Consider the following 26,973-nt stretch of genomic DNA (forward strand, 5'->3'; position numbering starts at 1 on the left):
CGGGATCAACCGGGGCCTATCCGGTTTAAGGTGAGCTATGGAAGAGATGCACAGAAAACCGTCGGTGATCGGAGAACTCCTGCTCTGGGCGCTGGCCACCGTGGCGATGGTCGCGCTGGCGGTATGGGGCACCTCGATGATGATCGCGAAGCCGGTGCACGGCTTTGAGGTGGTGAAACTACTGGCCACCGGCGTGCTGACGCTGACCTGGGGAAGCTGGGCGGGGCTGATCTGGAGCCGCCGCCGGATCTCGCAGACCCTGATGCGCGGGGTGATCCTGGTACCGGGGCTGGTGATGGCGCTGGGCGGGTTGGCGGCCTTTGTGTACCTGCCCGATGTGCTGAAGATCTGGAAGCCCGGCTGGCTTTTGCTGGCCGCCCACGGCATGGGCGCGGTGTTGTTCAGCGCGGTGATCATGACTCGGCCCCTGATGCGCACGGGGGTGCCCGGGCGTCAGCGCTCCCGGGAGCTGGTTGCCGGGTGGCTGGTCTACCCGTTGGTGAGCTTTGGTGCCGCAGCACTTTTTACAGCCTCGTTTATGGGGTGGTTCGGCGTGGAGGTGCTGGCCGTTCAGGTCAAAGAGGTGGCCCTCTGGATGATGCTCTCCCTGGGGCTGGTGCTTTATACCACCGCGATCCCGGCAGGTACGGCGATGATCTGCCGACGTCTGGCACAGAGCGCTACCCTGAAGGGGTAGAGCGAGGGCGCGCTGATTCGGAGTAGCGGGCAAAGCTTACGCGGGTTAAGATGACCGACCGCGGGAGGGGCCTGCGAGGGGAATCACACGACGTTCAGCGCGAGAACCAGGGTATGACGCGACCGATGAAGCGAACGCCAGTGTCTATACGGGGGGCGCATTTCGAGGCCGACGATTCGGCCGGACCACATGCCGACACCGAAGGGCTTGAGCCTTATAAAGTGCTCATCGTCGACGACGAGACGCACATCCTCAAGGCTGTGCAGCGCCTCTTTTTGGGGCAGGGCTATGAGGTGCTGAGCGCCCCCAGCGGGGCCGACGCCGTAGAGCTTTTCCGGGAGCATCAGATCGCTGTGATCATCAGCGATCAGCGCATGCCCGGATTAAGCGGGGCGGCGCTTCTGAACTACGTGCGCAAGAAGTCGCCGCATACCGTGCGGATTATGCTCACCGGCAACAATGACGTGGCCACGGCCATTGAGGCGATCAATCAGGGCGAGGTGTTTCGTTTCATCACCAAACCCTGGGACCATGACGAGTTCCTCAAAATTGTGGGTCTGGCGATCGAGCACCACGAGTTGCTCATCTCGCGCGTGCGTTATCAGGAGCATATTCGCGAGCAGAACGAGCGCCTTTCGGTCTTGAACACCGAACTCTCCGAACTCAACGAAGAGCTGGAAGCGCGGGTGGAGGCGCGTACCCAGGAGGTGGTCGCGCGCCAGCGCGAGATCGAGCGCCTCTACTGTGAGCTCCAGGGGAGTTTTGACGCTACGATCAAGGCATTGGTCTCCATTATGGAACTCGGCGAGGTCCACGTCATTGAACATTGCCAGCGCACCGCGGAACGGGTGCGGATGTTTGGTGAGCGCCTGGGCCTGGATACGGATGAGATTCAGGAGGTGGAGCGGGCAACGCTTCTGCACTGGATCGGGCTGATTAATGCGCCTCCCCGCGTTTTTGAGCTTCCCGTTGAAGAACTCGACGAGGAGGCCAAAGCCAGCTGGGAGTTTCATACCGTTCTCGGGCAGCAGGCCATTCAGCATGTGCCGGCGTTGCGCCAGGCGGGGCGGATGATCCTGCACTACCTGAACCGCTACGACGCCCCGGAGTTTCAGCCCGGACGCATCGATCCCTCCTCGGGGGATGTGTATCAGGAATCTTTTGTTCGGGGCTGTCGGATTTTGGGCATTTGCAGCGCGTTTGAACGGGTGCGCACCGGGTTGCGGGGCAACAATCGCCTGGAGGTCGCCGGGGCGGTGGAGCGGGGGCTGCAACTCCTTCAGAAGGGGGCGGGTACGCGCTACGATCCGGAGCTGGTACGGCAGTTTCGCGAGATGGTCGCGCAGGAAATGGCAACCGCCCGCACGCGCGAAATCGTGGTCAGTTTTGAGAACCTGCGCCCCGGCATGGTGTTGGCTCGGCCGCTGGAAACCGCCCAGGGCATTCCGGTGGCGCCCCGCGATATGATCATCACCGATGAGCTTATCGCGCGCCTGGGACGCTTCCAGGATTCCAACGGACTCAACGAGATTCGGGTCTGGGGCTGAGTGCGCACTCGCCGAGTTCATGGAATGGTCCGGCCGGGGGGCACGGTTTTAGCAGTCAGCCCGGCACACGTCGGCGCAATCTCGGAGCAGGGCGCCCCCTATGGATTTGACCTACAAGATCGTGCGTCGTCTCCTGCGTGACGACGATGTGGCTTTTAGTCGCAATCGCAACTTCGAGGCGTATCAGGACGCGCGGGTGCAGCGGGCGTTGCGACTCTATCGGCATCTGCGCAGCCTGGAGCGCGATCTCTTGCGCCTGGAGTCCGGCGACGAGGTGCGCCTGGAGGCCGTGGAGCGCGAAGGTGACGAGGTCACCGTGCGGCTGGAGTTTTTGGAGCGCAAGGGAAAGCGCATCAGCTACCTCAACGCCAGAGAGTGGGGGCTGCTCCTGGAAAGCAAGCGTGTCTGCGATATACTCGCCAGGCTCCTGGAGCATTCGACTCCGGCTGTGCGCCGGGCTCTGGGGCAGGAGCAGGCCGGAGCGCCCGGGACCGGCAATGAAGATGAGCTTAACAATGATGCTTCCGAAGAGGTGATGTGATGCGAGCACGTGCGATGTGGCTGATGCTGGTCGGATGGGTCTGGGTGATGAGCGGGTGTGCGAGCGCGCCCGGGGTGCCGGGGGCCGAGTCGATGCCTCAGGGACGTTCGTACTCCGGGCTGTGGTACTCCCCGCAGTACGAGCATATGTATCTGGAGCAAAGCGGCGACCGAGTCACCGGGGTCTTCTCCTACGGCAGTGGTGGGACCCTGGAGGGAGAGCTGAAAGGCAATCGGCTGCTCTTTAACTGGGAGGAGCCCGGCGACCGGTCTCAGGCCCGGGCGGCGATGCGGGGCAGCGGCTACTTTCTGCTTGTAGAGAGTGGCGAGAGCGTACGCCTGGAAGGGGAGTGGGGCTACGGTGAAGAGCGCAAGGGCCAGGGCCCCTGGACCGCGGAGTACATCCGGGAGTTGGAGGGCGATGACCCGAGCACCGTGGAGCAGGTCCGGCAGGTTCATTGAGGCGAAACTTTAGAGGGGGAGGGGCACCAGGTGGGCCGCAGAGAGCCGGCTCCGCAGCAGAAGGCGAAGGCATGAGCGAAAGGTTGTTGAATGCGGTTGGAGGGCGGCTACTGGCCGCGATGATGGTGGCGCTGGTGGGATGTGCCGCCACACCGACGTCGGCCGAACCGGCGCCGGCGACGCCTGATGGCAGCGAGCGCGAGGAGGTGGTCGGCACGCTCAAGGCGGAGCTGACCCGTTCGATGGAGCGCCTGCGCCTGCCGGATTACGAAGGGCCCTACTTTCTTTCTTATCAACTCAAAGACGATGAGTCGGTGACGGTCGCCGGGAAGTTCGGGGCGCTAACTGCCGATGCGCGAAGCCGCCAGCGCTACGCGTATGTCGAGAGTCGGGTGGGCTCGTATGAGTTTGATAACTTCGCGAATGTCGACGCCGAGAGCTATCGCCTGGCGAACTTCCGCGCCGAGCGTGTCGTGCCCCTGGATGACGATCAGGCCTTGCGCGGGGCGTTGTGGCTGCTCACCGATGAGACCTATAAAAAATCGCTGAGCGACTACCTGACCAAGCGGGGCGGGGCGGTTTACGAGGCCGAGGAGGCGGTCGAGGTGCCCAGCTTCTCGCGCGAGGAGCCGACGAGTTACCGCGGACCGGATCTCCCCTTGCAGGCCGATCCGGCGACCTGGCGGGCCCAGGTGCGGCGGATAACCGCCGGGATGCGGGAGCATACCTTCTTGCTCGATGCCACCATGGAGGTCTCCGGCCAGCGTGTGGTGCGCTATCTGGTGAACAGCGAGGGCAGCGAGGTCGTCGATGAGTTTCGCATCTATACCATTCAGGCCCAGGCCTACACGCGTGCCGATGACGGGATGCTGCTGGAGAACAGCCGGCTCTTTTATGCGCGCGACATCGACCAGCTGCCATCCTGGGAGCACGTCGAGGGCGCGATTGGCGAGATGATCGCCGAGCTGCGGGCTCTGCGGGATGCCGAGGTCATCGACCCCTACACCGGACCGGCGATTCTGGGACCGGAGGCCACCGGGGTGCTCTTTCATGAGGCGGTCGGGCATCGGCTGGAGGGAGAGCGTCAGCGCGATGAGCAGGAGGGGCGCACCTTTCACGGGCGCGTCGATCAGGCCGTGCTGCCCGGATTTCTCTCGGTGTACGACGATCCGAACCTCGACGCCTACGCAGGCGTCCAGCTCAACGGGCACTACCTTTATGATGATGAAGGAGTGCGCGCGCAGCGCGCGCAGCTGATTGAGGAAGGCGTGTTGCGCGGCTTTTTGATGAGTCGTACCCCGATTGAGGGTGTAGCCCATTCCAACGGCCACGGACGGGCACAGGGGGTTAATGTGCCCCGGGCGCGCATGGCCAACCTGGTGGTTGTGGCAAGCGAGGCGGCTCAGGTCAGCGAGAGCGAGTTGCGCGAGATGCTCTTGGCGGAGGTGCGGCGACAGGGTAAACCTTACGGGCTGCTTATCAAGGACATCACCGGCGGATCGACCAACACCCTGGGGTACGGCTACCAGGCGTTTAAGGGCGTACCGCGCATGATCTACCGGGTGGACGCGGAGACCGGTGAGCAGCAGTTGGTGCGCGGCGTGGAGTTGGTGGGGACACCGCTCTCGAGCATCAACAAGATTGTGGCCGCCTCCAGTGAGACGGGCATCTTCAACGGTTATTGCGGCGCGGAGAGTGGATACGTGCCGGTTTCTACGGTGGCGCCCTCGATTTTGACTACCGAAATTGAGCTTCAGCGCACCCAGCAGTCGCGCGAGAGAGCCCCCATTCTGGGGCCGCCCTGGCAGGAATCTCCCTGAGAGAGCGCGCGCAGTCAGCACCGACGTTAGGATGGGCCCCGGCGAGGTCGGTCGGGCAACGATGGCATCGACACCCTGAGATGAGGAGCGGATATGGAACGCGTAGCGCAGGACCAGGAGTTGGAAGGCCTCAAGATGGAGGGCGCCGGGTTTATCTCGCATGAAGGTCGCACCTACACCGCCGAGGAGAACGCGGTGTGGAAGATCCTGTGTGAGCGTCGCATGCAGAAGCTGCCGGAGACGGCCTGCGAGGCCTGGCTCAAGGGGCTGGAGAAGTTGAAGATGCCGCTGGACCGGGTGCCCCTCTTCGATGAGCTCAACGATAACCTGCGTCCGCTTACCTCCTGGGAGTTGCGGGCGGTCAACGGTTTCATCCCGGCCGAGATGTTTTTTGGCTCCATGGCCAAACGTCAGTTCCCCTCTACGTTGGAGATTCGTCCGATGGACCGGCTGGAGTACCTGCAGGAGCCGGATATTTTCCACGATGTGTTTGGACATGTGCCCATGCACACCGACCCGGTCTTTGCCGACTTTGTTCAGGAGTACGGCGAGCTGGTCACCGAGCTTGATAACCGCGATAAGTTCGACGCGATGGCCCGGTTGTGGTGGTACACCGTGGAGTTTGGACTGGTGCAGGAGGCCGGGCGCGTGAAACTTTATGGCTCCGGGCTGATGTCGTCCTTTGGGGAGGCGGATAACGTCTTTGATGGTGGACCGGAGATTCGTCCCTTTGATCTGGATGAGGTGATCTCGACGCCCTTCAGGATCGACATCTACCAGCCGATTTTCTGGGTGGCCGAGGGCTTTGATCAGCTTCGGGCCTCGGTTCAGGAGCTGCGTCGGCGGTGGGCTGAAGAGCTGGTTAACTGAGCGCGAGCGCGCCGGTGAGAACGTGCAGGTAGCAACGCAGAAAGCCCGGTCAAAAGACCGGGCTTTCTGGTGTCAGGAGCCCCGGAAAGAGCGAGGAGGGAACACCGAAATGCCAGGCGTTCGCGGCCGTATGAGCATGACCGGGAGTCCCGCTCGTGCATGACCGGGAGTCCCCTTTGGAGCTCAGCTCTCCGGCGAGTCGTCTTCGTCTCGGTGGTCGTGGCGGTGAAAGTTCTCTTCTTCGTCGAGCGCCATACGTCGGTGGAAGATCGGGGTGCGCAGGAGTCGCTCAATGGGCGAGGGCAGCTGTTGCCAGGCGACCATCTGCTCGGAGGGGGCGCGGAGGGCGATAAAGAGCACAATCAGCGTCAACGAGGTGACCAGGGTCATGGTCACCGGGCCGCTGATGTAGCCGATGTGTGCCCGTCGGACGAATTGTTCGGTGTCGGTGACGACGGTGGGGTGGATGAAGAGCTTGAGGTACCACGAACCCAGGGCGATGAGCTGAATGTAGCCGTAGTTTCGGCGCAATCGGTAGCCCACGGCATCGATCAGATTGAGCTGGGGGTAGGAGTGTCCCAGATCGTCGGCCAGGGCTTTGAGTTCGCGGCGTGCGTGGGTTGAGGAGGGCCCGTGACCCGGGGCGAGGTTGGGGGCAATGAAGTAGCGATCCAGGCAGCGAATGCGTCGACGCCAGAGGTCGTAGAGCTGGTAGCGGCGGCTCTCCATGATCAGCAGCAAGAAGTTCACGCCGATGAGCAGCAGGACGATGAAGTGCGGGGTATCCGGCTGGGAGAGCGTAAAGGAGAGCATGGCGGCGTTGGTGACGATCGCCCAGTTGGTGGTGGCGTCCAGGCGCTGTCGCCACACGTCGGCGTGAATCACGCTGGCGCGGTAGAAGTGAACCATGACCGTTCGATCGGGCGAATCGTCGTCCATACCCCCCTCGCTTGCTTCGGGTGTTGCCGGTGTGGCGAGTCAAACTCGCCGGGGAGTTGACTCACATAAAAAAAAGCGCCTACCGCCACAGGCGGTAGACGCTCAAAGACGAGCTTAGCGCTCACCTCACTCCACGATGATCGTCAGCTGCATACGATCGTTGAAGCGGTTGGAGGCGGCGAACTCACCGGTGGTGTTAAAGGTATAAGACCACTCTTGGTTCGCGTCGAGGTTCTGGTCGACGTTGAGCGCGGCGATGCTGATGTTGTGACGCTCCGGATCACGGTTCTTGAAGGTGACCGTGGTGCCCGCCGGGATGGTCAGGCTGCTGGGCTGGTAGCGGAACTGGTAAAGGACCACCGAGCGGCTTTCCGGCGCGGTCGAGGTCTGAGCGCCCGAGTCATCGGGCACGTTGTCTTTGCCACCACAGGCAACGGTGAACGCAACAAGGCTGACGAGTACGGCGACGGACATGGCTTTAGCGACAAAACGCGTGAACATGGAATTCCTCCTCAACATAGAGCCAGTTCGGATCAAAAGGACGCGGCGACGCGGGGATGTTAATCAGCAGGCATCTTCATCAAGCGTCGGCTGCAGGTTGCAAAAGATACAAGTCCCGGATGGAAAGTCAATGGCGCCCCTGTGAGCAAAGCGCTTGGCTCGGTGTAACGCCGTGTTACTCTGGATTGAGCTTCATGGTCGGGGGGAGCGTTTACCGGACAAGGAGCGGGCATTGGACTGGAAAATACATCAACAGATTGCACGGGTGGCATTGGAGCGGCGTCTGCTTGAATTTGACGTCGTCTCTCAATGCCTCTTCGAGCTGGGGCGGCTCGCCGACGAGGGACAGGCGCCGACGGTTCGGCACTGGAAGGAGCGAGGGTGGCTTGAGGCGTCTGAGCTGGAGACGGTGCTTCGGGCGTTGGGCTACGAGGGGGAAGAAGCCGCTGTGGCGTCGGCGCCATTTCAGCGGCCGGCGGCTGGCGCGGGGGAGGAGCAGGCGGTGACCTCCCGTTTCGGACTGCGGATCTCGGCTCGGGGGCGAGCGGGAGTCGAAGGGCTGGGGTTGGAGGGCAGCACCGAGGTTGCCGGGGATGGCCGCGACGAAGTGCGCACCAGGGTTCAGGGCGTGGCCGCGGCCTGGGCAACTCCGGCCTGGCGAAGTGCCGAGGAGACGGGACGTCACTTCGCCTTTGAGAACACCGAGGTCTATCAGCCGGCGCTCCGGGCCGGCGAGTTCCTCAGCGGACAGGCCCGCTACGAGCTCGGAGGCCCCCTGGGAGGCGGAGGTGGTGGGAGCGTGCTCTCGGCCCATGACAGGGTGTTGGGGCGGGTGGTGGCGATGAAAATCGCGAGCCCCTCTACGCGTCACGATGCCCGCGCGGTGGTGCGTTTTCTGGCGGAAGCTCAGATCACCGGTCAGCTCGAGCATCCCCACATCATGCCCATCTACGATGTGGGCGTGCTCGACGACGGTCGCGTCTACTACACCATGCAACGAGTCAACCGGCCCTCGCTGGCGCAGGTGATCAAGGGGCTGCGTTGTCGGGAGCCGGCGTACCTTGAGGAGTACACCTTGCCGCGCCTGCTGAGCATGATGAAGCAGGTTGCCGGGGCCCTCCATTACGCGCACGCCCGCGGGGTGGTGCATCGCGATCTCAAGCCTTCCAACATCATGCTGGGAGAGTACGGGGAAGTGTTGGTGATGGACTGGGGCGTGGCTCATGTCAGCGGCGACCGGGTGCATACGAAGCTCGACGCGCGGGATGAGCCCGGCGCTGGCCAGACCCTGGGGACGCCGGCTTACATGTCGCCGGAGCAAGCCCGGGGACGGCTGGACCTGGTCGACGCCCGCAGCGATGTCTACGGCCTCGGAGCGGTGCTTTATGAGTTGCTCACGCTGGAGCCTCCCTTCGACGGTAAAGATGCTGCCGAGACGATGTGGCGTGTGGTGGAGAGCGAGCTGATTCGCCCCTCGGAGCGGGGCTGCGACCTCTGGCCGTTGAGCCGGGAGCTTGAGGCGATTTGTTTGCGGGCGATGGCGCGCGAGCAAGAGAAACGTTACCCCAGCGCGCGTGCTTTTGAAGAGGCGCTGGAGGGCGAACTCCATGCCCTGCGTCGGGCCCCGATCGCGGAGGGGCTAGAGCGGGGGCAAGCGCTATTGGCCGATTACCGCGACGCGCTCCGAGAGGAGCGCGACCTCTGGCGTGAGATCGAGGCCCGGGCCGGTACGCTAAAGCCCTGGGAGTCGATCGAACGCAAGCGCGCGCTCTGGGCCCTGGAGGACGCGTTTCTCCAGGCGAAGCGCCAGGGCGTTGCGACCTTCGGGGAGGCGGTGCGACGCTTCCAGCAAGTGCTGTGGATCGACGGGCAGGAGCCGCGAGCCCGCGCGGGGATGGCCGAGCTCTATTGGGAGCGCTATGTCGCGGCAAAAGAGCGCAACGATATGGCGGAGATGCTCCATTCCGAGTCGATGGTACGGGACTATGGCGGGGCAGCGTACGCTGAGCGTTTCGGGCGCTGTGCAGAGGTGCAGATTAGCACCCGGCCTCCCGGGGCCGAGGTGACCCTCTTCCCCTATCAGGAGCTCGATCGCCGGCGAGTGGTCGCCGATGAGCGGCAGGTCGGGACCACCCCGGTGAGACTGCCCACGCTGGAGAGCGGCAGCTACATGATGGTGCTTCAGCGTGCGGGGTCGGCGCCGGTCCGCGCGCCCCTCTTTGTGGAGGTGGGAGAGCGCGAGCTGACGGTGTGCGTCGACCTGCCGGCCGACCACCGGGTGACGCCGGGCTTTGTCTATGTGGCCGGCGGTCTTTGCACCCTGGGAGGCGATCCGGAGGCGCTTCATCCCGGGCCTGCCCGTGAAGTGGAGCTGGCATCCTTTTTCTGCGCGCGCCTCCCGGTGACCTTTCGGGAGTATCTGGAGTGGCTCGACGAGCTCAGCGCCACCGACCTGCAACAGGCCCGGGAGCATGCTCCCAGGACCCGGCTCGATGGCGGGACGCTGGCTTTCTTTGAGGCGTCGACCGGGCGCTGGTTGCCCTCGCCAGTCCTCATTGAGGGGCCGATGCGCGAGCGCTATGCCCGAGACGCCGACCATGAGCTCGATGTGCCCGTGGTGGGCATCAGCGCGATGGATGCACAGGCTTACTGCCAGTGGCGTGGACAGCGCGATGATCGGCCCTACCGCCTGCTCACCGAAGACGAGTGGGAGAAGGCCGGGCGCGGCGTGGATGGTCGCTTCTTCCCCTGGGGAAGTCGCTTTGACGCGACCTTCTGCAAGATGCGCGACTCTCGGCCGGAGTTCAGTCAGCCGGAGCCGGTCGGCGTCTTTTTGGACGATATTTCTCCTTACGGGGTGCGCGACTTAAGCGGGGGCGTGCAGGAATGGTGCGCCGGGACCGGCAAGGAGAGCGCACTTCGGGCGGTGCGCGGGGGCAGCTGGATGCTGGACGAGCGTGCCTGCCGCCTGGCCAGCCGTCGACGGGTGCTGGCCTCGGCGCGCTCGGGCGACATCGGCTTTCGTCTGGCTTACGACGCCAACTGAGCGTCCAGGGGGCGATCCAGCGAGCGGTAGTGAATGGCCTCGGCCAGGTGCGGCATCTCAATGTTCGGGGAGCCCGCCAGGTCGGCGATGGTGCGCGCGACCTTGAGCATCCGATCGCAACTTCGGGCGCTCAGCCCGAGGCGCTCCACCACCTGGCCGAGCATCCGATGACACCCCTCATCCAGCGCGCAGTAGCGGCGGAGCTGATCGGGGCCCATCTGGCTGTTGGCGTGACGTCCGCTGAGGTGGAGGCGCTCCCGCTGCCGGTCGCGGGCGGTCTGCACCCGCTGGCGGATCGCGGCAGAGGCCTCCGAGGGTTTGGCGCGCCGCAATTCGTCGTAGGGGACCGCCGGGACCCCGATATGGATGTCGATCCGATCGAGAAGCGGTCCGCTCAGCCGGGAGCGGTAGCGTTTGATCTCGTCGAGCGAGCACGAACACCGCCGGGCCGGGTTTCCAAAATGTCCGCAGCGACAGGGGTTCATGGCGGCGACCAGCATCACATCGGCGGGAAAGGTCAGGCTGACCAGGCTGCGGGTGAGTGTGACCTGGCCGTTCTCCAGGGGCTGGCGCAGCGTTTCTAGAGAGTTGCGCCGAAACTCGGGCAGCTCGTCGAGAAAGAGCACCCCGTTGTGGGCCATGCTCAGTTCGCCCGGACGAGGCACGCCGGAGCCGCCGCCGACCAGGCCCACCTCGCTGATCGTATGATGGGGCGCGCGAAAGGGGCGCTCGGCGATCCAGGGCGTGTGGGAGGGGAGGCGACCGGTGACGCTGTAGATCTTGGTCGTCTCCAGGGCTTCCTCAAAGCTCATCTGGGGCAGGATCGTGGCCAGGCGCCGGGCCAGCATGCTCTTGCCCGAACCGGGCGGCCCGATCATCAACACGTTATGCGCCCCGGCCGCGGCCACCTCCAGGGCTCGCCGCGCCGGGAGTTGCCCGCAGACCTGAGAGAAGTCGAGTTCTACCGTTGGTGCCGGGTCGGCGAGGAGATGGGGCCCGGGGGCTTCGGGCTGCTTTGGGGCGCGTGCTTGCATCAGAGCGACCAGCTCGGAGAGGTGCTCAATCCCGAGCACGTCCACCGAGCGCACCACCGCGGCTTCGGCCGCATTCTCCTGCGGGACCATCACGCCCTTAAGCCCCATATCTCTGGCGAGTATCGCCATGGCCAGCGCGCCGCGAATGGGGCGCACGCGTCCGTCCAGGGCCAGCTCCCCGGCCACCAGGTAGTCCTTGAGCCGGGGGGCGTCGTCGCGGGGAGGCACCACGCCCTGGGCGCGCAAGATGGCCAGGGCGATCGGCAGATCAAAGGCGGTGCCGTCTTTGCGGATGTTCGCCGGCGCCAGGTTCACCGTGACCCGACGATCGACGGGAAACTCCAGCGTCAGGTTCTCAATGGCCGCCTGCACCCGCAGTCGACTCTCGCGAACCGCGTTGTCGGGCAGGCCCACCAGGTGAAAGGCCGGCAGGCCCACGGCAAAGTCGATTTCGATGTCGACCTGACGGGCGTCAACGCCCAGCAGGGTGGCGGAATGCACGCGTGTGATCATCGTCTGGCTCCCGGATCGGTGGAGTGGAGGTGCCTGCCAACCGGCAGAGCACCCGCGGGTTCTGCTGATCCTGTTATCGACGCCGCCGAGACGATCTTGCGTTTAGGGTCGTATTTTTCCCTACACCTACGAGCGCGCCCACCATCCGGGCATAAAAAAGCCGCCCTCGCGCTGGCGGTGCAGCGGCGCGCGGCGGCTTTGGGGGGGGAAGGCCCGGGCTTTGCGACTCAGGAGATGCGGGCCAGCTGACCGGGCAGGCGCTCGCGATCGTGCTCCGCCAGGAAGTCGAGCAGGGGCCCGACCGGTACGACCCGGGTCGGGTTAATCATGTCGTGGCTGTAGTAGTAGTGCTCTTTGATATGATCGATGTGGCAGGTCTCGGCCACGCCGGGCATCTGGTAAATCTCCAGCAGATAGTTCCACAGGTTGGGCAGCTCGTAGACATGGCGCAGGTTGCACTTGAAGTGCCCGTAGTACACCGGATCAAAGCGAAGCAGCGTGGTGAAGAGGCAGATATCGGCCTCGCTGAAGGAGTCCCCGGCCAGGTAGCGATGCGTGCTCAGATGGCGCTCCCAGTGCCCCAGCGCGTCGAAGAGCTCGGTCAGGGCCTCCTGGTAGGCCTTCTGGCTGGTGGCGAAGCCGCTGCGGTAGACGCCATTGTTGACCGGCTCGTAGATCGCGTCGATGCGCTCGTCGATCAAGGAGCGCAGCGCTTCGGGGGCCAGATCCACCGGTTGGGAGGCCAGCGGCCGAAACACCGTCGAGAACATGCGGATGATCTCGCGGGACTCGTTGTTGACGATCGTCTCCTCTTCGCGGTCCCAGAGCACCGGCACGGTCACGCGCCCCGAGTAGGTGGAATCGGCCTGGAGATAGAGCTCGCGCAGGAAGGCCAGGCCCGAGACGCGATCGCCGGTGGCGCCGGGGAAGTCCTTATCAAAGGTCCACCCATCGTCGAGCATGTGGGGATGCACCACCGAGACGTCGATGGCGTCTTCCAGCCCCAGCAGCGCGCGCGCGATCAGCGTGCGGTGGGCCCAGGGACAGGCATGCGAGACGTAGAGGTGGTAGCGACCGGGTGTGAGCGCAAAGCGGGCCCCGGGCTCGTCGACCACCTGATGCCGAAACGTGGTGGGATCACGCTGAAAATGCCCTTCGTTGTTGCGCACCCATGTGTCGCTACGCCAGACTCCATCGACCATGACGCCCATAGACGGCTCCTTGTGGAAAACTCTGTGTATAAACCGGGCGCGCGCCGGTGAAACGCGCGCCCCTTCTCGTTGTCAGCCAGGGACTTAAGCACCCCGATGATGAGGGACAAGCACATCGGCGATGACGCGCGCGGGCTCACCCGAAGGCTGCGCCGTGGCCTTCACGGCCAGCGCCGCGCCCGGCAAGGCGGAGTGGAGCATCGCACACTTCCCTCAATTCTCAATGTGTTCAAAAGCCGTTCGCATCTCGAATTGCGTGTTTAGCTTGAATGTGCGAGGGGTTCAATAGATGTTCATTTTCAACCTGAAGAGTCGAATTATTCCATGAGCACTGAGGACGAAGCCACACTCAACATCGGAGCGCTCTCCACGGCGACCGGTGTGCCCGTGGAGACCATCCGCACCTGGGAGCGCCGCTATGGCTTTCCCTCGTCCCGTCGTAACGAAGCCGGCCACCGCATCTACGATCTGGAGACCATCGAGCAGATGCGGCTGATCACCGCGGTGTTGGCCGTGGGCTATCGCCCCTCCCAGCTCCAGGGGCGCACGTGCCAGGAGCTGGAGGAGCTGCTGGCGCGCAGCGCTCCGGAGGCGCCGGTCAGCGAAGCGCCGGCGGCGCCCCTGGGAGACGATAACGAGGGCTGGCTGGAGCGCTGGCTCCAGGCCGTGGGGCAGCTCGATCGCGAGCGCTTAGAAGGTCTGATGCGTATGGGCTGGAGCCGCCTAAACGCGTTGGACTTTGTCGAAGAGCGGGTCGGCCCCTTTCTGGTGGCGCTTGGCGAGGCCTGGGCCTCGGGGCGGCTGAGCGTGCTCCATGAGCATTTCGCCAGTGAGTGCGTGCGGGACTTTCTGGTCGCCGCCTGGCGCCCGCTCAGCGACCTGGCCCGGGGCCACACGGTGGTGCTGGCCACGCTCAGCGGCGAACGGCATTGCCTGGGGCTGCATATGGCCGCGCTGATCGCGGCGGTGGCCAACCAGCGGGTGATCTTTCTGGGGACCGACGCCCCGGCCGAAGACATCGCCGGCGCGGCCCGGCAGGCCGAGGCCCGGGGCGTCGCGTTGAGCATGTCGCAGTATGCCGACCCGGAGTCCTCCCGCGCTTATTTGGAGAGGTTGCGCGGGCTCGTCGAGCCGACGATCGACATCATCGTTGGCGGGACCGGGGCGCCCGACGACATTCGCGGCGTGCACCGCCTCCAGGGCTTCCGGGCCTACTACGACTTTTTTCGAGCGTGGTAGCCCGCGCCGGCACGTCAGGCCGGGGCCGGGGCGGCAAATGGGAAGAGGCGCTCGCGCTCGCGCAAGATCTCGGCGGCCACGCTGATAGCGATTTCTTCCGGGGTGTTGCTCGTCATCGGTAGCCCGATCGGGGCGTAGAGGCGGTCGATGGCCTCCTGCGCGACGTCGGCCTCGCGTAGGGCGCCGCGGATGCGCGTAAGCTTGGCCGGCGCCCCCATCACACCCACATAAGGGAAGGGGCCCCGGACCACGCCCAAAAGGCCGCGGATGTCGTCGTCGACGTTGGCGCTCATGACCACCACGTGGGTCCACTCCGGCTGCCGAATCAGCGCTCCGGCCTCGGCGTAGTCCTCGACCACGATCTTATGGGTGGCAAAGTCGTTTTGCTGCAGCGTGAACACGTCGGCGCGGGTGTCGAAAATCGTCACCGTGTAGCCCAGCTGCGCCATGACCCGGGAGAGCGCCAGCCCGCAGTGGCCGCCGCCCAGAATGGCCACGCGCTTGACGTTTAAGAGTTGGGCGCGCAGCTCAAAGCCGGCTCCCTGCTGCTCAAAGCTCAGCGGCGGCAGAGCCGCGGGGCGCTCCTCATCGAGCGTCAGCCCCCCGGGGCCGACCACCACCGTACCCGGGGCGTCGGCGTCTAAGAGCGCCAGAATGCGCCGCACCTCCCCGATCTTGGCAGGTCCCAGCACATACGAGAGGTTGGTCTGGCGGCCCGCACAAAAGAGCCCGCTGCGCTCCCCGCGACTGGCTTTGCGGCGATGCTCCAGCTCCCGCACCTCCACCCGGGCCGCGCCACTCTTAACCCACGCCTCAAGGGTTGCGGCGGCCCGAGCAATGAGCTCGCCCTCCATCACCCCGCCCCCGATGGTGCCGGCGGTGTCGCCCCGAGGATCCACCGCCAGCGTTGCGCCGGTGGTCCCCGGCGAGTGGCGGCTGTGCCAGGCCACGTGCGTCAGGTGCACCGGGTGGTTGGCTTCCAGGCGCGTGAGCACCCATCGCCATAGATTCGGGTCAAGCACTGCAGATCCTCTCGGGGGCAAAAGGGGAGGGCGGCCCGGCTAACGCCGGGCCTTATTCGCCGGCGGCCACCGGCGCCGTGGCTTCGCCAGGCGCCTTCTCCCAGAGCGTGCGCAGGCGCTGGTGGTGCAGCTGCAGCATCACCTTCTCCGGGGTCATCGGCGCGTTAAAGGCCAGCTCGGCGTCGGGGGCGGCCGCGCGTAGCGCGGCGCGCAACGCAAAGAAGGTGCCGATGCCGTACATCAAGGGCGGCTCGCCAACGGCCTTCGAGCCAAAGGGGCCCACCGGGTTGTCGGCGTCTTCGAGCATGCGCACCTCAATGTCTTCGGGCAGAGCGTCCCCGTCGGGAACCTTGTAGGTGGAGAGGGCAAACGAGCTGAGGCGGCCATCTTCGGCGAAGGCGAGCTCTTCGAGCGTCATCCAGCCGATGCCCTGGGCCAGTCCGCCCTCGATCTGGCCGAGGTCGACGTTCGCGTTGATGGTGCGCCCCAGGTCGTGAACCAGGCGCACCCGGTCCACGGTGTAGGTGCCGCGCAACAGGTCGATGGTCACCTCGGTCCAGGCCGTCCCGAAGACGTGGTAGGCAAAGGGCCGGCCCGTCTCGCGCTGCTTATCGAACCAGACGTTGGGCGTGGCAAAGAAGGCGTGCGCCGAGAGCGCCACGCGCGAGAGGTAGGCCTGGCTGACCACCTTCTCCCAGGTCCACTCGGTGAGCTCACCGCGGTAGTAGACCCGCTCGTCTTCAAAGGTGATGTTCTCGGCATCCTGCACGCCGAGCTCGCGGGCCAGCAGCTCGCGAAAACGCCCCAGGAGCTCGTCGGCCGCCAGGATCGTGGCGCTGCCGTTGAGGTCGGTGGTGGCGCTGGCCGCGCTGGGCGACATGTTGGCGATGCGCGTGGTGTTGGTCGTCTCCACCTTGATGCGATGCGGGCTGATATGCAGGGCGCGCGCCGCAATGCCCACGAGCTTGGAGCTCAAGCCCTGGCCCATCTCCACGCCCCCGGTCGAGAGGCTGACGCTGCCGTCGGTGTACACGTGCATCAGCGCGGAGGCCTGGTTGAGGAAGGTCGCCGTAAACGAGATGCCAAAGCAGATCGGCATCGCCGCCAGGCCTTTTTTGGTGGCGGTGTTTTTGGCGTTGTAGGCGTCGATGTCCTTCTGCCAGGCGGCGACCTCGAAGCCTTCTTCAGCCTCCTCCCAGGTGCGCACAGCGCGGGCGCGCTCGGCCTGCTGGCCGTAGGGGAAGCTCTCACCTTCTTGAATGAGGTTTTTCTTCTGAATCTCGGCGCGGTCGATGCCCATTACCTCGGCGGCGTGCGCGATGGCGCTCTCGATCACAAACATGCCCTGCGGCCCCCCGAACCCACGGAACGCCGTGTTCGGCGGCAGGTTCGTGCGGCAGCTCGCCGCATAAGCCCGCACGTTGGGGATGAAGTAGCTGTTGGTGGAGTGAAAGAGCGTGCGCTCGAGCACCGCCAGCGAGAGGTCGGTCTTGGCGCCGGAGTTCTGGAAGTGTTTGACCTCGAAGGCCTGGATGTTGCCGTCCTTGCTCAGCCCGATTTTGTAGTCGGCGCTGTAGGGGTGGCGCTTGCCGGTCATGCGCAGGTCGTCGAGGCGGTGGAGCACCAGCTGGGTGGGGCGCCCGGTCTTGTGGGCGGCCAGCGCCGCCAGACAGGCCCAGGAGGTGGCCTGATCTTCTTTGCCGCCAAACCCGCCGCCCAGGCGAATCACGTCCACTTCCACGCGGTGGGTGGGGAGCCCCAGGATGCGCGCGCAGGCTTTTTGCACCGCGTAGGGGCTCTGCGTCGACGAGTACACCCGGAGGCGATCGCCCTCGGTGGGCACGGCGCGGGCGCGCTGCGTCTCCAGGTAGAGGTGCTCCTGACCGCCGACGTCGCTGCGCCCTTCGACCACGATGTCGCAGTCGGCAAAAGCCGCCGCGGTATCGCCCATCGCAAAGGTGCGCGGGGTCCCCAGGATGTGGCCGGCCTCATGCGCCACGCGCGGGCAGGTGATGACCTCAAGCGCCTCGATGTCCGCCTCGATCAGCGTGAGCGCGTGGCGCGCGTCTTCGTCGCTTTCTGCGACGACCATCGCCATGGGATGGCCGTGATACTCGACCACGTCGGTGGCGAGCAGGGGCTCATCCGGAAGCACCGGGCCGATTTGATTCTCACCCGGCACGTCCTCGGCGGTGTAGATGGCCACGACCCCCGGGGCCTTTCGCGCTTTGTCCAGGTGCAGCGCTTTGACGCGGCCGTGGGCGACTGGCGAGCCGTAGATGGCGGCGTGAAGCATGCCGGCCGGCGGGGGGACGTCGTCGACGTAGAGAGAGGTGCCGCGGGTATGAAGCTCGGCGTCGATGTGCTTATTCGTCATGGTCTTCGGCTCCGGGAGCGCGTGTGTTGAGCTAAAAAGTCGCTTCGGGGGGGCGTGGCTGCTGGGGCGTTGGGGCTCAGCCGGCCAGCATCGCCTCCACGCTCACCCTGTCGCCGGCGAGTTTGACAAAGTGGGCGGTTAAAAGCTGGGTGGCGAGCAGGCGCTTGTAGTCGGCGCTGCCGCGCACGTCGGAGATCGGAGACATCTCGGTGTGGGCCACCTTCAGCGCCTCCCGCAGCAGCTCCGGGGTGAGGCTCTTGCCCACCAGAAACTCGCCGGTTTTCTCCAGCCACAGCGGGGTGGCGGCCACGCCGCCCACCGTGAGGCTGGCCTCTTCGATCACGCCCTCGTCGCTGATCCGCAGCTTCGCCCCGCTGTTGACCGTGGCGATGTCCAGGCAGCGCCGCTTGGAGACTTTTTCGAACAAGACCGCCGTGCCCTGCGGGGGGAGGGCCAGGTGCATCTCGGTCATGATTTCGCCGGGGCGCTTATCAAAGGTCTTGTAGCCCTTGTAGAAGCGCTTCAGCTCCACCTCGCGGGTCTGGTCGCCTTGGGTGAAGACCAGCGTGGTGTCGAGCGCGAGCATGATCGCGGTCATGTCGCCGATGGGCGAGGCGTTGATGATGTTGCCGGCGATGGTGGCGCGGTTGCGCAGCGGGAGCGAGGCGATCAGGCGCAGGTAGTCCTGAATCTCGGGGATGAAGGCCGCGACCCCGGGGTCGGCGCCGAACTCCTCAAAGGTGGTCAGCGCGCCGATGTGCAGGCGATCGCCCACCTGGCGGATGCCCTTCATCTCGGGATGCCGGTTGAGGATTTTGACCTGGGAGCGCGGCAAGAGCTCGCCCTTTTGCACGTAGAGGTCGGTGCCGCCGGCCACAAAGAAATCCGCGTCGGCCTCGGCCCGGGGGACCTCCTCCATCTCGCCAATGGCGCTGAGGCGCCGGGGCATCTCGGCGAAGTAGGCCGGCAGCAGGCCGGCCTCCAGCAGCGCGCCCAGACGATCCTCGGCCTCCCAGATCGAGGCCCACTTGCCCCCGGGGCCGAAGTCGGCCACCAGATCGAGGCTCGCCCGGTTGATCGCCGCATAACCCGTGCACCGGCAGAGGTTGCCGCTGAACGCGCGCTGAAAGCCCTCCAGGGTCGGCGTCTCGCGCGCGGCCATCATGTACCAGCACATCGAGACGATGAACCCCGGGGTGCAGAACCCGCACTGCGCGCCCACCCGCTCGACCATGGCCTGCTGCACCGGGTTGAGCTTCCCGGGCAGGTTCAGCCCCTCGATCGACACCACATGCTTGCCGTGCATCTCACCAACCGGGGTCAGGCAGCTGGTCACCGGGAGGTAGCGCATCACCCCCTCGACCACCTCGCCAATGAGCACCGAGCAGGCCCCGCAGTCGCCCTCTTTGCAGCCCTCTTTGGTACCGGTGAGCAGGCGGTCTTTGCGCAGGTAGTCGAGCACCAGCATCCCGTCGGGGACGTCGGTGATGATGCGGCGGTCGTTGAGCCAGAACTCTACATGGGTGGTCATGCGGGCCTCAGGGGTGGGCGATGGGCAAAAAGGGCCTGGAATGTTCGCGCGCCATTCGACCCAGCCCGGGCGATGGTGTCAAGGGGGGGATGCGCGTTTGAAGGGGCCGGGGAGGCCCGAAGGCAGCGCGTGCCGGGGCGGGGAAGGGGCACGGACCCGGAGGCGGGACAAAACTCCGATTGACAGTCGGAGTTCGGCTGCCTAACTCTGACGCTCACCTTCGATGGAGTAGCGTTCTATGTCTCATATCCTGCGATTTCCTGACCTGGCACTGGGTGAACTCGAGCAAGAGGTGCTGGAAACCCTGTGGCACGAGGGCCCCCTCAGCCCGGGCGGCGTGCACCGGCGAGTGGGCGTGGCGCGGGGGATCTCGGTCAACACCGTGTCGTCCGCGCTCAAGCGACTCCAGGATAAGGGCCTGCTGGAGCGCGAAAAGGTCAGCCACTCCTACGTGTACACCGCCGTGGTCACCCGGGCGGAGCTGCAGCGTCAACTCATCGGCGCGATCGCCTCGCGCTTTGCTGGCGAGGAGCGCTCCGGGCTTCTGGCGGCGTTTGTGGACGTGGCCGAGGCTGGCGGGGAGGAGACGCTTCGCAAGCTCGAGGCCATGATCGCCGCCCGCCTTACGGAGGGGGAATGAGCGGATTGCTCGAGATCGTCACGTTTTCTGTGGCGCTCATCGGCCTCGTTGCATGGCTCGGCACGGTCTTTTTGGCGCCTTCGCGCCTGTCGTCGGGGATGCCGCCGGGGCCGCGCGCGCTTCTGGCACGGCTGTGGCTCTATGCCCCCTTCTGGATTCCGGCGCTCGTCCTGGTGGCGTCTCTGCTGCCGGGGACCCTGGGTGCCCTCCTGGGCTTCGGGGACCACTGCACGCTCCACGGCGGACACCACCATCACCTCTGCCTCTGGCACCCGCCCCACCTCTCGAACCATCCGCTGGCCTGGTCCATCTCCGCGGCGGTGCTGCTTCCGGTGGTGTGCCTGCTGGCGCGCGCGGCGTGGGCCCGCTGGCAGGAGAGGCGCCTGGCGGCGGCGCTCGTGCGCACGAGTCGTCCCTCCTCGCTGGGGCCGGACATCCGCCTGCTCGATCGGCAGGAGCCGATCGCGCTGACGGTGGGCGTGCTTCACCCGGTGATTCTGCTCAGCACGGGACTCCTCGCCTCGGTGTCGCCTCAGACGCTGGCCATCATCGTGCGCCATGAGCGCGCGCACGTGCGTCGCCGGGACACCACCCGGGCGCTTCTCGACGGGTTTGCGGCGGCGATACTTCCTCGCGCCCTCCGCGCCGATCTGCTGCGTGAACTGACCCTGGCCCGGGAACAGGCCTGCGATCGGGCCGCGGCACAAAAAGAGGGGCGCGTGCAGGTGGCGGCCGCGCTCACCGAGGTGGCCCGTCTCGGACTCCCGCAACCGGCCTTTGGCATGTCTGCGGGGGCCTCGTCGCTCGAAGCCCGGGTGCTGCATCTGCTTAACCCGCCCTCCCTGTCTCGCTGGTGGCCCGCCTGGCCGATGACATGCGTCGTCGTGCTTGCCGCGCTGGGCGCCGGACCGATCCACAACCTGATTGAGCGCGTCGTAACGCTCCTGCTTCACTGAGGTGAATGCCTTGCACGTCTTTCTTCGTACACTTGTCTTTTTTAAAAGTCCGATGGTCCATCGGTCTTTTGCGTGGGTCATGGCGCTCCTCGGTGTGCTCGCGCTTCCCCAGAGCGCGAGCGCACAAAGCGAGGTGAGCGTCGACGAGGTCGTCCGCGCGGCGCTGGCGCGCCCCGACATCGAAGAGCGCTTCAGCGCTCGAATTGCCGGGGCCCGCGCCGAGGTCGACGAGGAACTCGTCATCCCGATGCCCACCCTGGAGCTGGCTCACGAGCAGGTCTTTGGCAACGCCGACGTCCGCAACCTGGAGTTCTCGGCGCTGGTAGAGCAGAGCTTCGACCTCTCGGGATGGCGCGCGTCGTTGCGGGAGGCCTGGCCCCACCGAGAATCCGCGCTGCGGGCCGCCGCGCAGAGCTGGCGGCTGGAGGTCGCCACGACGGTGCGTGAGGCGTTCTTCCGCGTGCGGCACCACCAGGAGCGGATGGCCGTGATGGACGCCTGGATCGCGGGGCTGGAGCGGGGACTCACAGGTGTGCAGGCGCGCGAGGCCCGCGGCGACGTCTCGGCCTACCAGACGCGCCGCATCCGGCGCGAAATCGAACTCGCCACAGCGCGCCGGGCAAGCGAAGCCGCGGTGCTGGCCGAGGCCTGGGCCAACCTGGAGCGGTGGACCACCTGGGAGACACGCCCCCGGCTGCGCGGCGACCTCCAACCCACCGCGGCGCCTTCGGCTGAGATCGGGGAGCTCCGGCGTCCGAAGCTTGAGCGGCTTCAGCACCAAAAGCGCGCGCTGCGCGCCGAACTCGACGCCTGGGGCTCCCCCTTCTTGAGAGGCTGGGCGCTGGGAGCCGGCTACCGCTACGTCGATGCGGGCTCCAGCGACGGACACGGCTTCCTCGTAACGCTGGCGCTACCGCTGGCCTTCTGGAACACCGACGCGCCTCGGCGAGAGCAATTGCGCGCCCAACACCTGGAGGCCAGCCGCGAGCTGGCCTTGCTCACCAGCCTTGCGACCCGCGAGCACGCGGCGGCGCAGGCGCGTCTGGAGGCTGCGCTTCGCTCGCTCGAAGCGATGTCCGACCCCGCCCACGATGGCGAGCTGACCCGCCTCGCGCAGGTGGCCTTCGAGGCCGGGGAGGCCACCCTCCCCGAGCTGCTCGATGCCTTTGAAAGTGATGCCGATCTTCAACTCGCTCGCCTCGATCTGCAGTGGGAAGCGCGTCGCGCTGCCATTGCGCTCGACCGTAGCCGTAGCCTCGGAGTGCCCCAATGACTTCACGACCTTTCTTCTCGTTGCTCGGGGCGCTGCTGATGCTCGCCGGGTGTGCTGACAATCACGACCACGACCATCCTCATGATGAGCAGGGCGCTCATCCCCACGCGGCGGGAGCCGGCCATGGCGCGGGGCACGATGACCACGGCCACGACCATGGCGACGCCTCCGAGGTCGTGACCCTCTGGGGAGAGCACACGCAGCTCTTCGTCGAGTTCCCCGCGCTCGTCGTGGGCGAAGCGAGTCCCTTTGCCGCTCACCTGACCCGGCTGAGCGACCACGCCGCCATGGGCTCGGGGACGGTCGTGGTCGAACTCAGCGGTGGCGACGCCCCGCTGGAGCGATTCACGGTGGAGCAGCCCTCGCAGGCCGGCATCTTCCGGCCCATCGTGAAGCCAGCCCACCCCGGGCGGCGGCGCGTCACGCTTGCGCTCACGTCTGAGGCGCTCCACGAGACGCACGACCTTGGCGAGTTCGTGGTGTTCTCGTCGCGCAACGGCGCCAACCTGGCGGCCTCGGAGGAGCCCGCGGCTCAGGGGCAGATCTCCTACCTGCTCGAACAGCAGTGGCGCGTGCCCTTTGGCGTCGCCCGGGCGCGTGTCAGGCCCCTGCGTCCCAACCTTCCGGCCTTTGCCACCCTGGTGCAGCCCCCGGACGCCGAGGCCGTGGTCAGCGCGCCGCGCGCAGGTCGCGTGCTGGCGCCCGGCGGTCGCTTCCCGCGGGTTGGCGAGTCGGTGGATCAGGGCGCGCTGCTCTTCCAGCTCACCACCGCGCCCGGGGAGGGCGGCGATCCGGCCACGCTGGATCTGGCGGTTGACCAGGCGCAGATCCGCGTCGACGCGGCCCGTCGCGAGGTGGAGCGCCTGGGGCCCCTGGTGTCCCAGGGCGTCGTCGCCCCGCGCCGCCTCGACCAGGCGCAGAGCGCGTTGGAGACGGCCGAGGCCGAGTTTAAGAGCGCCCGCCGGCGGCGAAACAGCCTGTCTCAAACCCAGCGCGTCGGCGGCAGAGGAGATGCCCTCGCCGTGCCCGCGCCCCTGGAAGGCGCGCTCGCCGAGCTCTTCGTATCGCCCGGGACCTGGGTCTCCGAGGGCATGCCCCTGGCCCGGGTCGTCGACCGGGAACGCCTGGTCCTGAGCGTCGGCGTGCCCGAGGCCTACGTGGGACGCCTCCGCGAGGTCTCCGGGGCCTGGTTCCAGCTGGACAACGTGCCCGACGTCATCGAGGTGCCGCGCTCGGCCCTGATCGCCATCGGCACCGAACTCGACGAGGAGAGCCGCACCTTACCCGTGCGCTTTCGCATCGATAACGGGAGCCGCGAGCTCTTCGCGGGCATGAAGACCCGGGCGCACCTGATCGTCGAGGAGCCCCGGGAGGCCATCGCCGTGCCCCTGACCGCGGTCGTGGACGACTCGGGCACCGACGTCGTCTTCGTGCAGACCGGGGGAGAAACCTTTGAGCGTCGGGCCGTGCGCCTGGGGATCCGGGACGGCAACGACGTGGAAATCGTCGAGGGGGTGCACCCCGGGGAGTGGGTCGTCGCCGTGGGAGCCTACGCGGTGAAACTCGCGTCAACGTCTACCGAGTCGATCGGCCACGGCCACGCACATTAAGGAGGAGCACCATGATTGATGCCATCATTCGGTGGTCTCTCCACAACCGATTATTCGTATTAGTCGGGGCCGCGGCCCTGATCGTCTGGGGTATCGTGCAGGCGCGCGAGATGCCGGTGGATGTGTTCCCGGATCTGACGGCGCCCACGGTCACGGTGATCACCGAGGCCCACGGCATGGCGCCGGAGGAGGTCGAGCGACTGGTCACGTTTCCGGTCGAGGCGGTGCTCAACGGCGCCAGCGGCGTCCGGCGCGTGCGCTCGGCCACCTCGGTGGGCGTCTCCGTCATCTGGATTGAGTTCGAGTGGGGAACCGACATTTACACCGCGCGCCAGGTGGTCGCGGAGAAGCTCCAGCTGGTCGGAGCCTCGCTGCCGCCGGAGCTCGACCCGCCGGTGCTCGCCCCGATCGCCTCGATCATGGGGGAGATCCTCTTCATCGGCCTGAGTTCCGAGGAGGTCGCCCCGCGCGAGCTCCGAACCATCGCTGACTGGGATGTGCGCCGCCGGCTGCTGGCCGTCCCCGGGGTCTCTCAGGTCGTCCCGATTGGCGGAGGCGTCCAGCAGTTCCAAGTGCAGGTGCGCCCGGCCGACCTCGCCGAGCATCGGGTGACCCTCGACGATGTGATCGACGCGGTGAGCGCCACCAACGAGAACACCTCGGCCGGGTTCTACGAGCAAGGGGGCCAGGAGTACCTCATCTACGGGCTCGGGCGAGTCGGCGGGGCCGAAGATATCGCGCGGGCCGTGGTGCGCCCGCGCAACGGCGCGCCGGTGCGGGTGTTGGACGTGGCCGACGTTGTGGTGGGCACCGGCATCCAGCGCGGCGACGCGGCCATCAGCGGCTTGCCAGGCGTGGTGCTCGGCATCCAGAAGCAGCCCGGAGTCAACACCCTGGAGCTGACCGCCCAGCTGGACGCGGTGCTCGATGATATCGCGGCGAGCCTCCCGCCTGCCGTGAACCTGGAGCGGCGCCTGTTGCGCCAGGCGGACTTCATTGAAACCGGGGTCGACAACGTCACCCACGCGCTGCGCGACGGCTCGCTGCTGGTCATCGTCATCATTGGCCTCTTCCTTCTGAGCAGCCGGGCGACCTTCATCACGGCGCTGGCCATCCCGCTCTCGCTGGTGGTCGCGGTGCTGGTGCTCGATGCGCTGGGGGCGAGCCTCAACACGATGACGCTGGGCGGCATGGCGATTGCGGTCGGGGCGCTGGTCGACGACGCCATCATCGACGTCGAAAACGTCGTCCGGCGGCTCCGGGAGCGGGTGGGGCCCGAGGGGGGCACCTCGACGCTCGACATCGTGTTTGAGGCGAGCAAAGAGATCCGCGGGTCCATCGTATTCGCGACGTTGATCATCGTGCTGGTCTTTTTGCCGATCTTCTTTTTGCACGGCGTCGAGGGCCGATTGCTGGAGCCGCTGGGCATCGCGTACGTGGTGTCTCTGGCAGCCTCGCTGGTGGTCGCGCTCACCGTGACGCCGGTGCTCTGTTCGCTGCTCTTGCCCGGCAGTCAGGCCGTCAAAACCGGCGAAGAGCCCGGGCCCATCCGCTGGCTGCGCCGCGTGTACGAACCGCTCCTGGAGCGGGCGCTCGCCATCTGGCCCGTGCTCGCCATGGCCTCGCTGGTGGCCGTGGTCCTGGCCGGTGCGGCCGGGCTTCAGGCCGGGCGCGCCTTTTTGCCCGAGTTCAACGAGGGGGCGCTCACCGTCTCGGTGGTGACCTTCCCGGGCACCTCTCTGGAGCAGTCGAATCAGCTGGGCCATCAGGTGGAAACCCTGCTCCTGAAGCACCCGGAGGTCGTGGCCACCTCCCGGCGCACCGGGCGGGCTGAGCTCGACGAACACGCCCAGGGCATCCACGCCTCGGAGATCGATGTGAGTCTGGAGATGCAGGGGCGCAGCGAGGCGGAGTTGCTTGCGGCGATCCGCTCCGACCTCAGCGTGGTCCCCGGCGTGAACATCGTCATCGGGCAGCCGATCTCCCACCGCATTGACCACATGATCTCGGGCACCCGCGCCAACATCGCCGTCAAAATCTTCGGGGCGGATCTGGGAGAGCTGCGCCGCCTCGCCGAAGAGGTCCGCGCTCAGATGGAAGGCGTCGCCGGCGTGGTCGACCTGGCGGTGGAAGAACAGGCGAACCTCCCCTTTGCGAACGTGCGTTTCGACCGAGACGCGCTCGCCAGGTACGACCTCCAGATCCGCGACGTGGCCGAAACGATCGAGACGGCGTTCTACGGTCGGACCGTCTCCCGGGTTCTGACCGGCCCCTACGCCTTCGATCTGGTCGTTCGCTACCCCGACCAGGCTCGGGAAGACCTCGACACGATCCGCCAGACGATGATTCCCACGCCCGGCGGCGCCTGGGTGCCCCTGGAAGCCCTCGCGGATATCCAGCGCGACCGCGGCCCCAACCAGATCAGCCGCGAAAAGGGAGAGCGCAAGATCGTGGTCATGTGCAACGTGGGCGATGGGGAGGACCTGGGCTCGGTGGTCGCCGAGATTCAGCGGCGCGTGGAGGCCGGGGTGACCTTCCCCACGGGCTACTACGTCGAGTATGGCGGGCAGTTCGAGGCCGCCGAAGAGGCCGCGCGCACGCTCTTTTGGCTCGGACTCATGGTGGTGCTGGGAATCTTCTTGCTGCTCTACGTCGCGCTCTCGTCGGTGCGCGACGCGGTGCTGGTGATGCTCAACCTGCCCCTGGCGCTGATCGGCGGCGTCGTGGGGGTGTTCGCCTCGGGCGGCGTCATCTCGATCGCGTCGATCATTGGCTTCATCACCCTCTTTGGCATCGCCACGCGCAACGGCATCATGATGGTCACCCACATCCGCCACCTGGTCAGCGTCGAAGGGGTGAGTGACCCCCGCGCGGCCGTGATACAGGGAGCCTCGGAGCGCCTGGCACCGATCTTGATGACCGCGCTGGCGTCTGGACTGGGGCTCTTGCCCCTTGCCCTGGCCAGCGGGGAGCCGGGGAGCGAGCTCCAGGCGCCGATGGCGATGGTGATCCTCTTTGGGCTCGTGTCCTCGACGGTGCTGAATATGCTCGTGGTGCCGGCCGTGGTGCTGCGCTTTGGCTCGGTGTCCGCGAGCGCGCGTTCTGCCGACGCGATGCCATGACCCTGGCAGCCCGCCGCCCCGGG

The 26,973-nt window shown here is 66.3% G+C and carries 20 protein-coding genes; 13 read left to right on the forward strand and 7 right to left on the reverse strand.

Annotated features, from left to right (window positions below; genetic code table 11):
- Window positions 1–46: 46 nt before the first annotated feature.
- The 6 genes from DL240_RS15075 (at window position 47) to DL240_RS15100 (ending at window position 5,936) form a co-directional block, all read left to right on the forward strand.
- Window positions 47–697 (forward strand): hypothetical protein, encoded by a 651-nt coding sequence (locus tag DL240_RS15075; RefSeq protein ID WP_146618328.1) that lies wholly within the window; start codon window positions 47–49, stop codon window positions 695–697.
- 125 nt (window positions 698–822) lie between these two features.
- Window positions 823–2,244: a response regulator gene (locus DL240_RS15080; RefSeq protein WP_158542610.1), complete on the forward strand. Its 1,422-nt coding sequence runs from the start codon at window positions 823–825 to the stop codon at window positions 2,242–2,244.
- A 100-nt stretch (window positions 2,245–2,344) separates the two neighbouring features.
- Complete coding sequence (locus DL240_RS15085) at window positions 2,345–2,785, forward strand: hypothetical protein (RefSeq protein WP_111730725.1); 441 nt, start codon at window positions 2,345–2,347, stop codon at window positions 2,783–2,785.
- Window positions 2,785–3,246, forward strand: coding sequence for a hypothetical protein (locus DL240_RS15090; RefSeq protein ID WP_158542611.1), 462 nt, complete (start codon window positions 2,785–2,787; stop codon window positions 3,244–3,246). The genes DL240_RS15085 and DL240_RS15090 overlap by 1 nt, the downstream gene beginning before the upstream one ends.
- A 71-nt stretch (window positions 3,247–3,317) precedes the next feature.
- Window positions 3,318–5,066 carry a TldD/PmbA family protein gene (locus DL240_RS15095; RefSeq protein WP_199589834.1) on the forward strand — a complete coding sequence of 583 codons (1,749 nt, stop codon included), beginning with the start codon at window positions 3,318–3,320 and terminating at the stop codon, window positions 5,064–5,066.
- Window positions 5,067–5,159: 93 nt separating this feature from the next.
- A complete protein-coding gene (locus DL240_RS15100; protein WP_111730728.1) occupies window positions 5,160–5,936 on the forward strand; it encodes a phenylalanine 4-monooxygenase in 777 nt (258 codons plus the stop codon).
- A gap of 183 nt (window positions 5,937–6,119) precedes the next feature.
- On the opposite strand, the gene DL240_RS15105 is transcribed toward DL240_RS15100, so the two are convergent.
- Both DL240_RS15105 and DL240_RS15110 read right to left on the reverse strand, forming a co-directional pair.
- Window positions 6,120–6,875, reverse strand: coding sequence for a DUF2270 domain-containing protein (locus DL240_RS15105; protein ID WP_111730729.1), 756 nt, complete (start codon window positions 6,873–6,875; stop codon window positions 6,120–6,122).
- A gap of 126 nt (window positions 6,876–7,001) precedes the next feature.
- Window positions 7,002–7,376, reverse strand: coding sequence for a cupredoxin domain-containing protein (locus DL240_RS15110; RefSeq protein ID WP_158542612.1), 375 nt, complete (start codon window positions 7,374–7,376; stop codon window positions 7,002–7,004).
- A 232-nt stretch (window positions 7,377–7,608) separates the two neighbouring features.
- Here DL240_RS15110 and DL240_RS15115 point away from each other — a divergent pair, with 232 nt between their 5' ends.
- Window positions 7,609–10,422: a bifunctional serine/threonine-protein kinase/formylglycine-generating enzyme family protein gene (locus DL240_RS15115; protein WP_158542613.1), complete on the forward strand. Its 2,814-nt coding sequence runs from the start codon at window positions 7,609–7,611 to the stop codon at window positions 10,420–10,422.
- Here DL240_RS15115 and DL240_RS15120 read toward each other — a convergent pair.
- Together DL240_RS15120 and DL240_RS15125 are read right to left on the reverse strand one after the other, a co-directional pair.
- Window positions 10,407–11,969, reverse strand: coding sequence for a YifB family Mg chelatase-like AAA ATPase (locus DL240_RS15120; protein ID WP_111730732.1), 1,563 nt, complete (start codon window positions 11,967–11,969; stop codon window positions 10,407–10,409). The genes DL240_RS15115 and DL240_RS15120 overlap by 16 nt on opposite strands.
- 227 nt (window positions 11,970–12,196) lie before the next feature.
- On the reverse strand, window positions 12,197–13,180 hold the full coding sequence (locus DL240_RS15125; protein ID WP_111730733.1) for a glutathione S-transferase family protein: 984 nt from the start codon (window positions 13,178–13,180) through the stop codon (window positions 12,197–12,199).
- Between the two features lie 324 nt (window positions 13,181–13,504).
- On the opposite strand from DL240_RS15125, the gene DL240_RS15130 reads away from it, so the two are divergent.
- On the forward strand, window positions 13,505–14,419 hold the full coding sequence (locus tag DL240_RS15130) for a MerR family transcriptional regulator (RefSeq protein WP_111730734.1): 915 nt from the start codon (window positions 13,505–13,507) through the stop codon (window positions 14,417–14,419).
- A gap of 14 nt (window positions 14,420–14,433) precedes the next feature.
- On the opposite strand, the gene DL240_RS15135 is transcribed toward DL240_RS15130, so the two are convergent.
- The 3 genes from DL240_RS15135 to DL240_RS15145 form a co-directional block, all read right to left on the reverse strand.
- Window positions 14,434–15,441: an XdhC family protein gene (locus DL240_RS15135; protein ID WP_158542614.1), complete on the reverse strand. Its 1,008-nt coding sequence runs from the start codon at window positions 15,439–15,441 to the stop codon at window positions 14,434–14,436.
- 52 nt (window positions 15,442–15,493) lie between these two features.
- Window positions 15,494–17,818: a xanthine dehydrogenase molybdopterin binding subunit gene (locus DL240_RS15140; RefSeq protein ID WP_111730736.1), complete on the reverse strand. Its 2,325-nt coding sequence runs from the start codon at window positions 17,816–17,818 to the stop codon at window positions 15,494–15,496.
- 76 nt (window positions 17,819–17,894) lie between these two features.
- On the reverse strand, window positions 17,895–19,349 hold the full coding sequence (locus tag DL240_RS15145; RefSeq protein WP_111730737.1) for an FAD binding domain-containing protein: 1,455 nt from the start codon (window positions 19,347–19,349) through the stop codon (window positions 17,895–17,897).
- 238 nt (window positions 19,350–19,587) lie between these two features.
- Between DL240_RS15145 and DL240_RS15150 the strand changes: the two genes are divergently transcribed.
- The 5 genes from DL240_RS15150 (at window position 19,588) to DL240_RS15170 (ending at window position 26,950) form a co-directional block, all read left to right on the forward strand.
- Entirely contained in the window at window positions 19,588–19,989 is a 402-nt protein-coding gene (locus DL240_RS15150) for a BlaI/MecI/CopY family transcriptional regulator (RefSeq protein WP_111730738.1), read from the forward strand.
- Window positions 19,986–20,945 carry a M56 family metallopeptidase gene (locus DL240_RS15155; protein WP_111730739.1) on the forward strand — a complete coding sequence of 320 codons (960 nt, stop codon included), beginning with the start codon at window positions 19,986–19,988 and terminating at the stop codon, window positions 20,943–20,945. Before DL240_RS15150 ends, DL240_RS15155 begins: the two co-directional genes overlap by 4 nt.
- A gap of 79 nt (window positions 20,946–21,024) precedes the next feature.
- On the forward strand, window positions 21,025–22,218 hold the full coding sequence (locus DL240_RS15160; RefSeq protein WP_158542615.1) for a TolC family protein: 1,194 nt from the start codon (window positions 21,025–21,027) through the stop codon (window positions 22,216–22,218).
- Complete coding sequence (locus tag DL240_RS15165) at window positions 22,215–23,828, forward strand: efflux RND transporter periplasmic adaptor subunit (RefSeq protein ID WP_111730741.1); 1,614 nt, start codon at window positions 22,215–22,217, stop codon at window positions 23,826–23,828. The genes DL240_RS15160 and DL240_RS15165 overlap by 4 nt, the downstream gene beginning before the upstream one ends.
- 11 nt (window positions 23,829–23,839) lie before the next feature.
- Entirely contained in the window at window positions 23,840–26,950 is a 3,111-nt protein-coding gene (locus DL240_RS15170; protein ID WP_111730742.1) for an efflux RND transporter permease subunit, read from the forward strand.
- Window positions 26,951–26,973 lie beyond the last annotated feature (23 nt).

The sequence above is a fragment of the Lujinxingia litoralis genome (genome assembly GCF_003260125.1).
Lineage (GTDB): Bacteria > Myxococcota_A > Bradymonadia > Bradymonadales > Bradymonadaceae > Lujinxingia > Lujinxingia litoralis.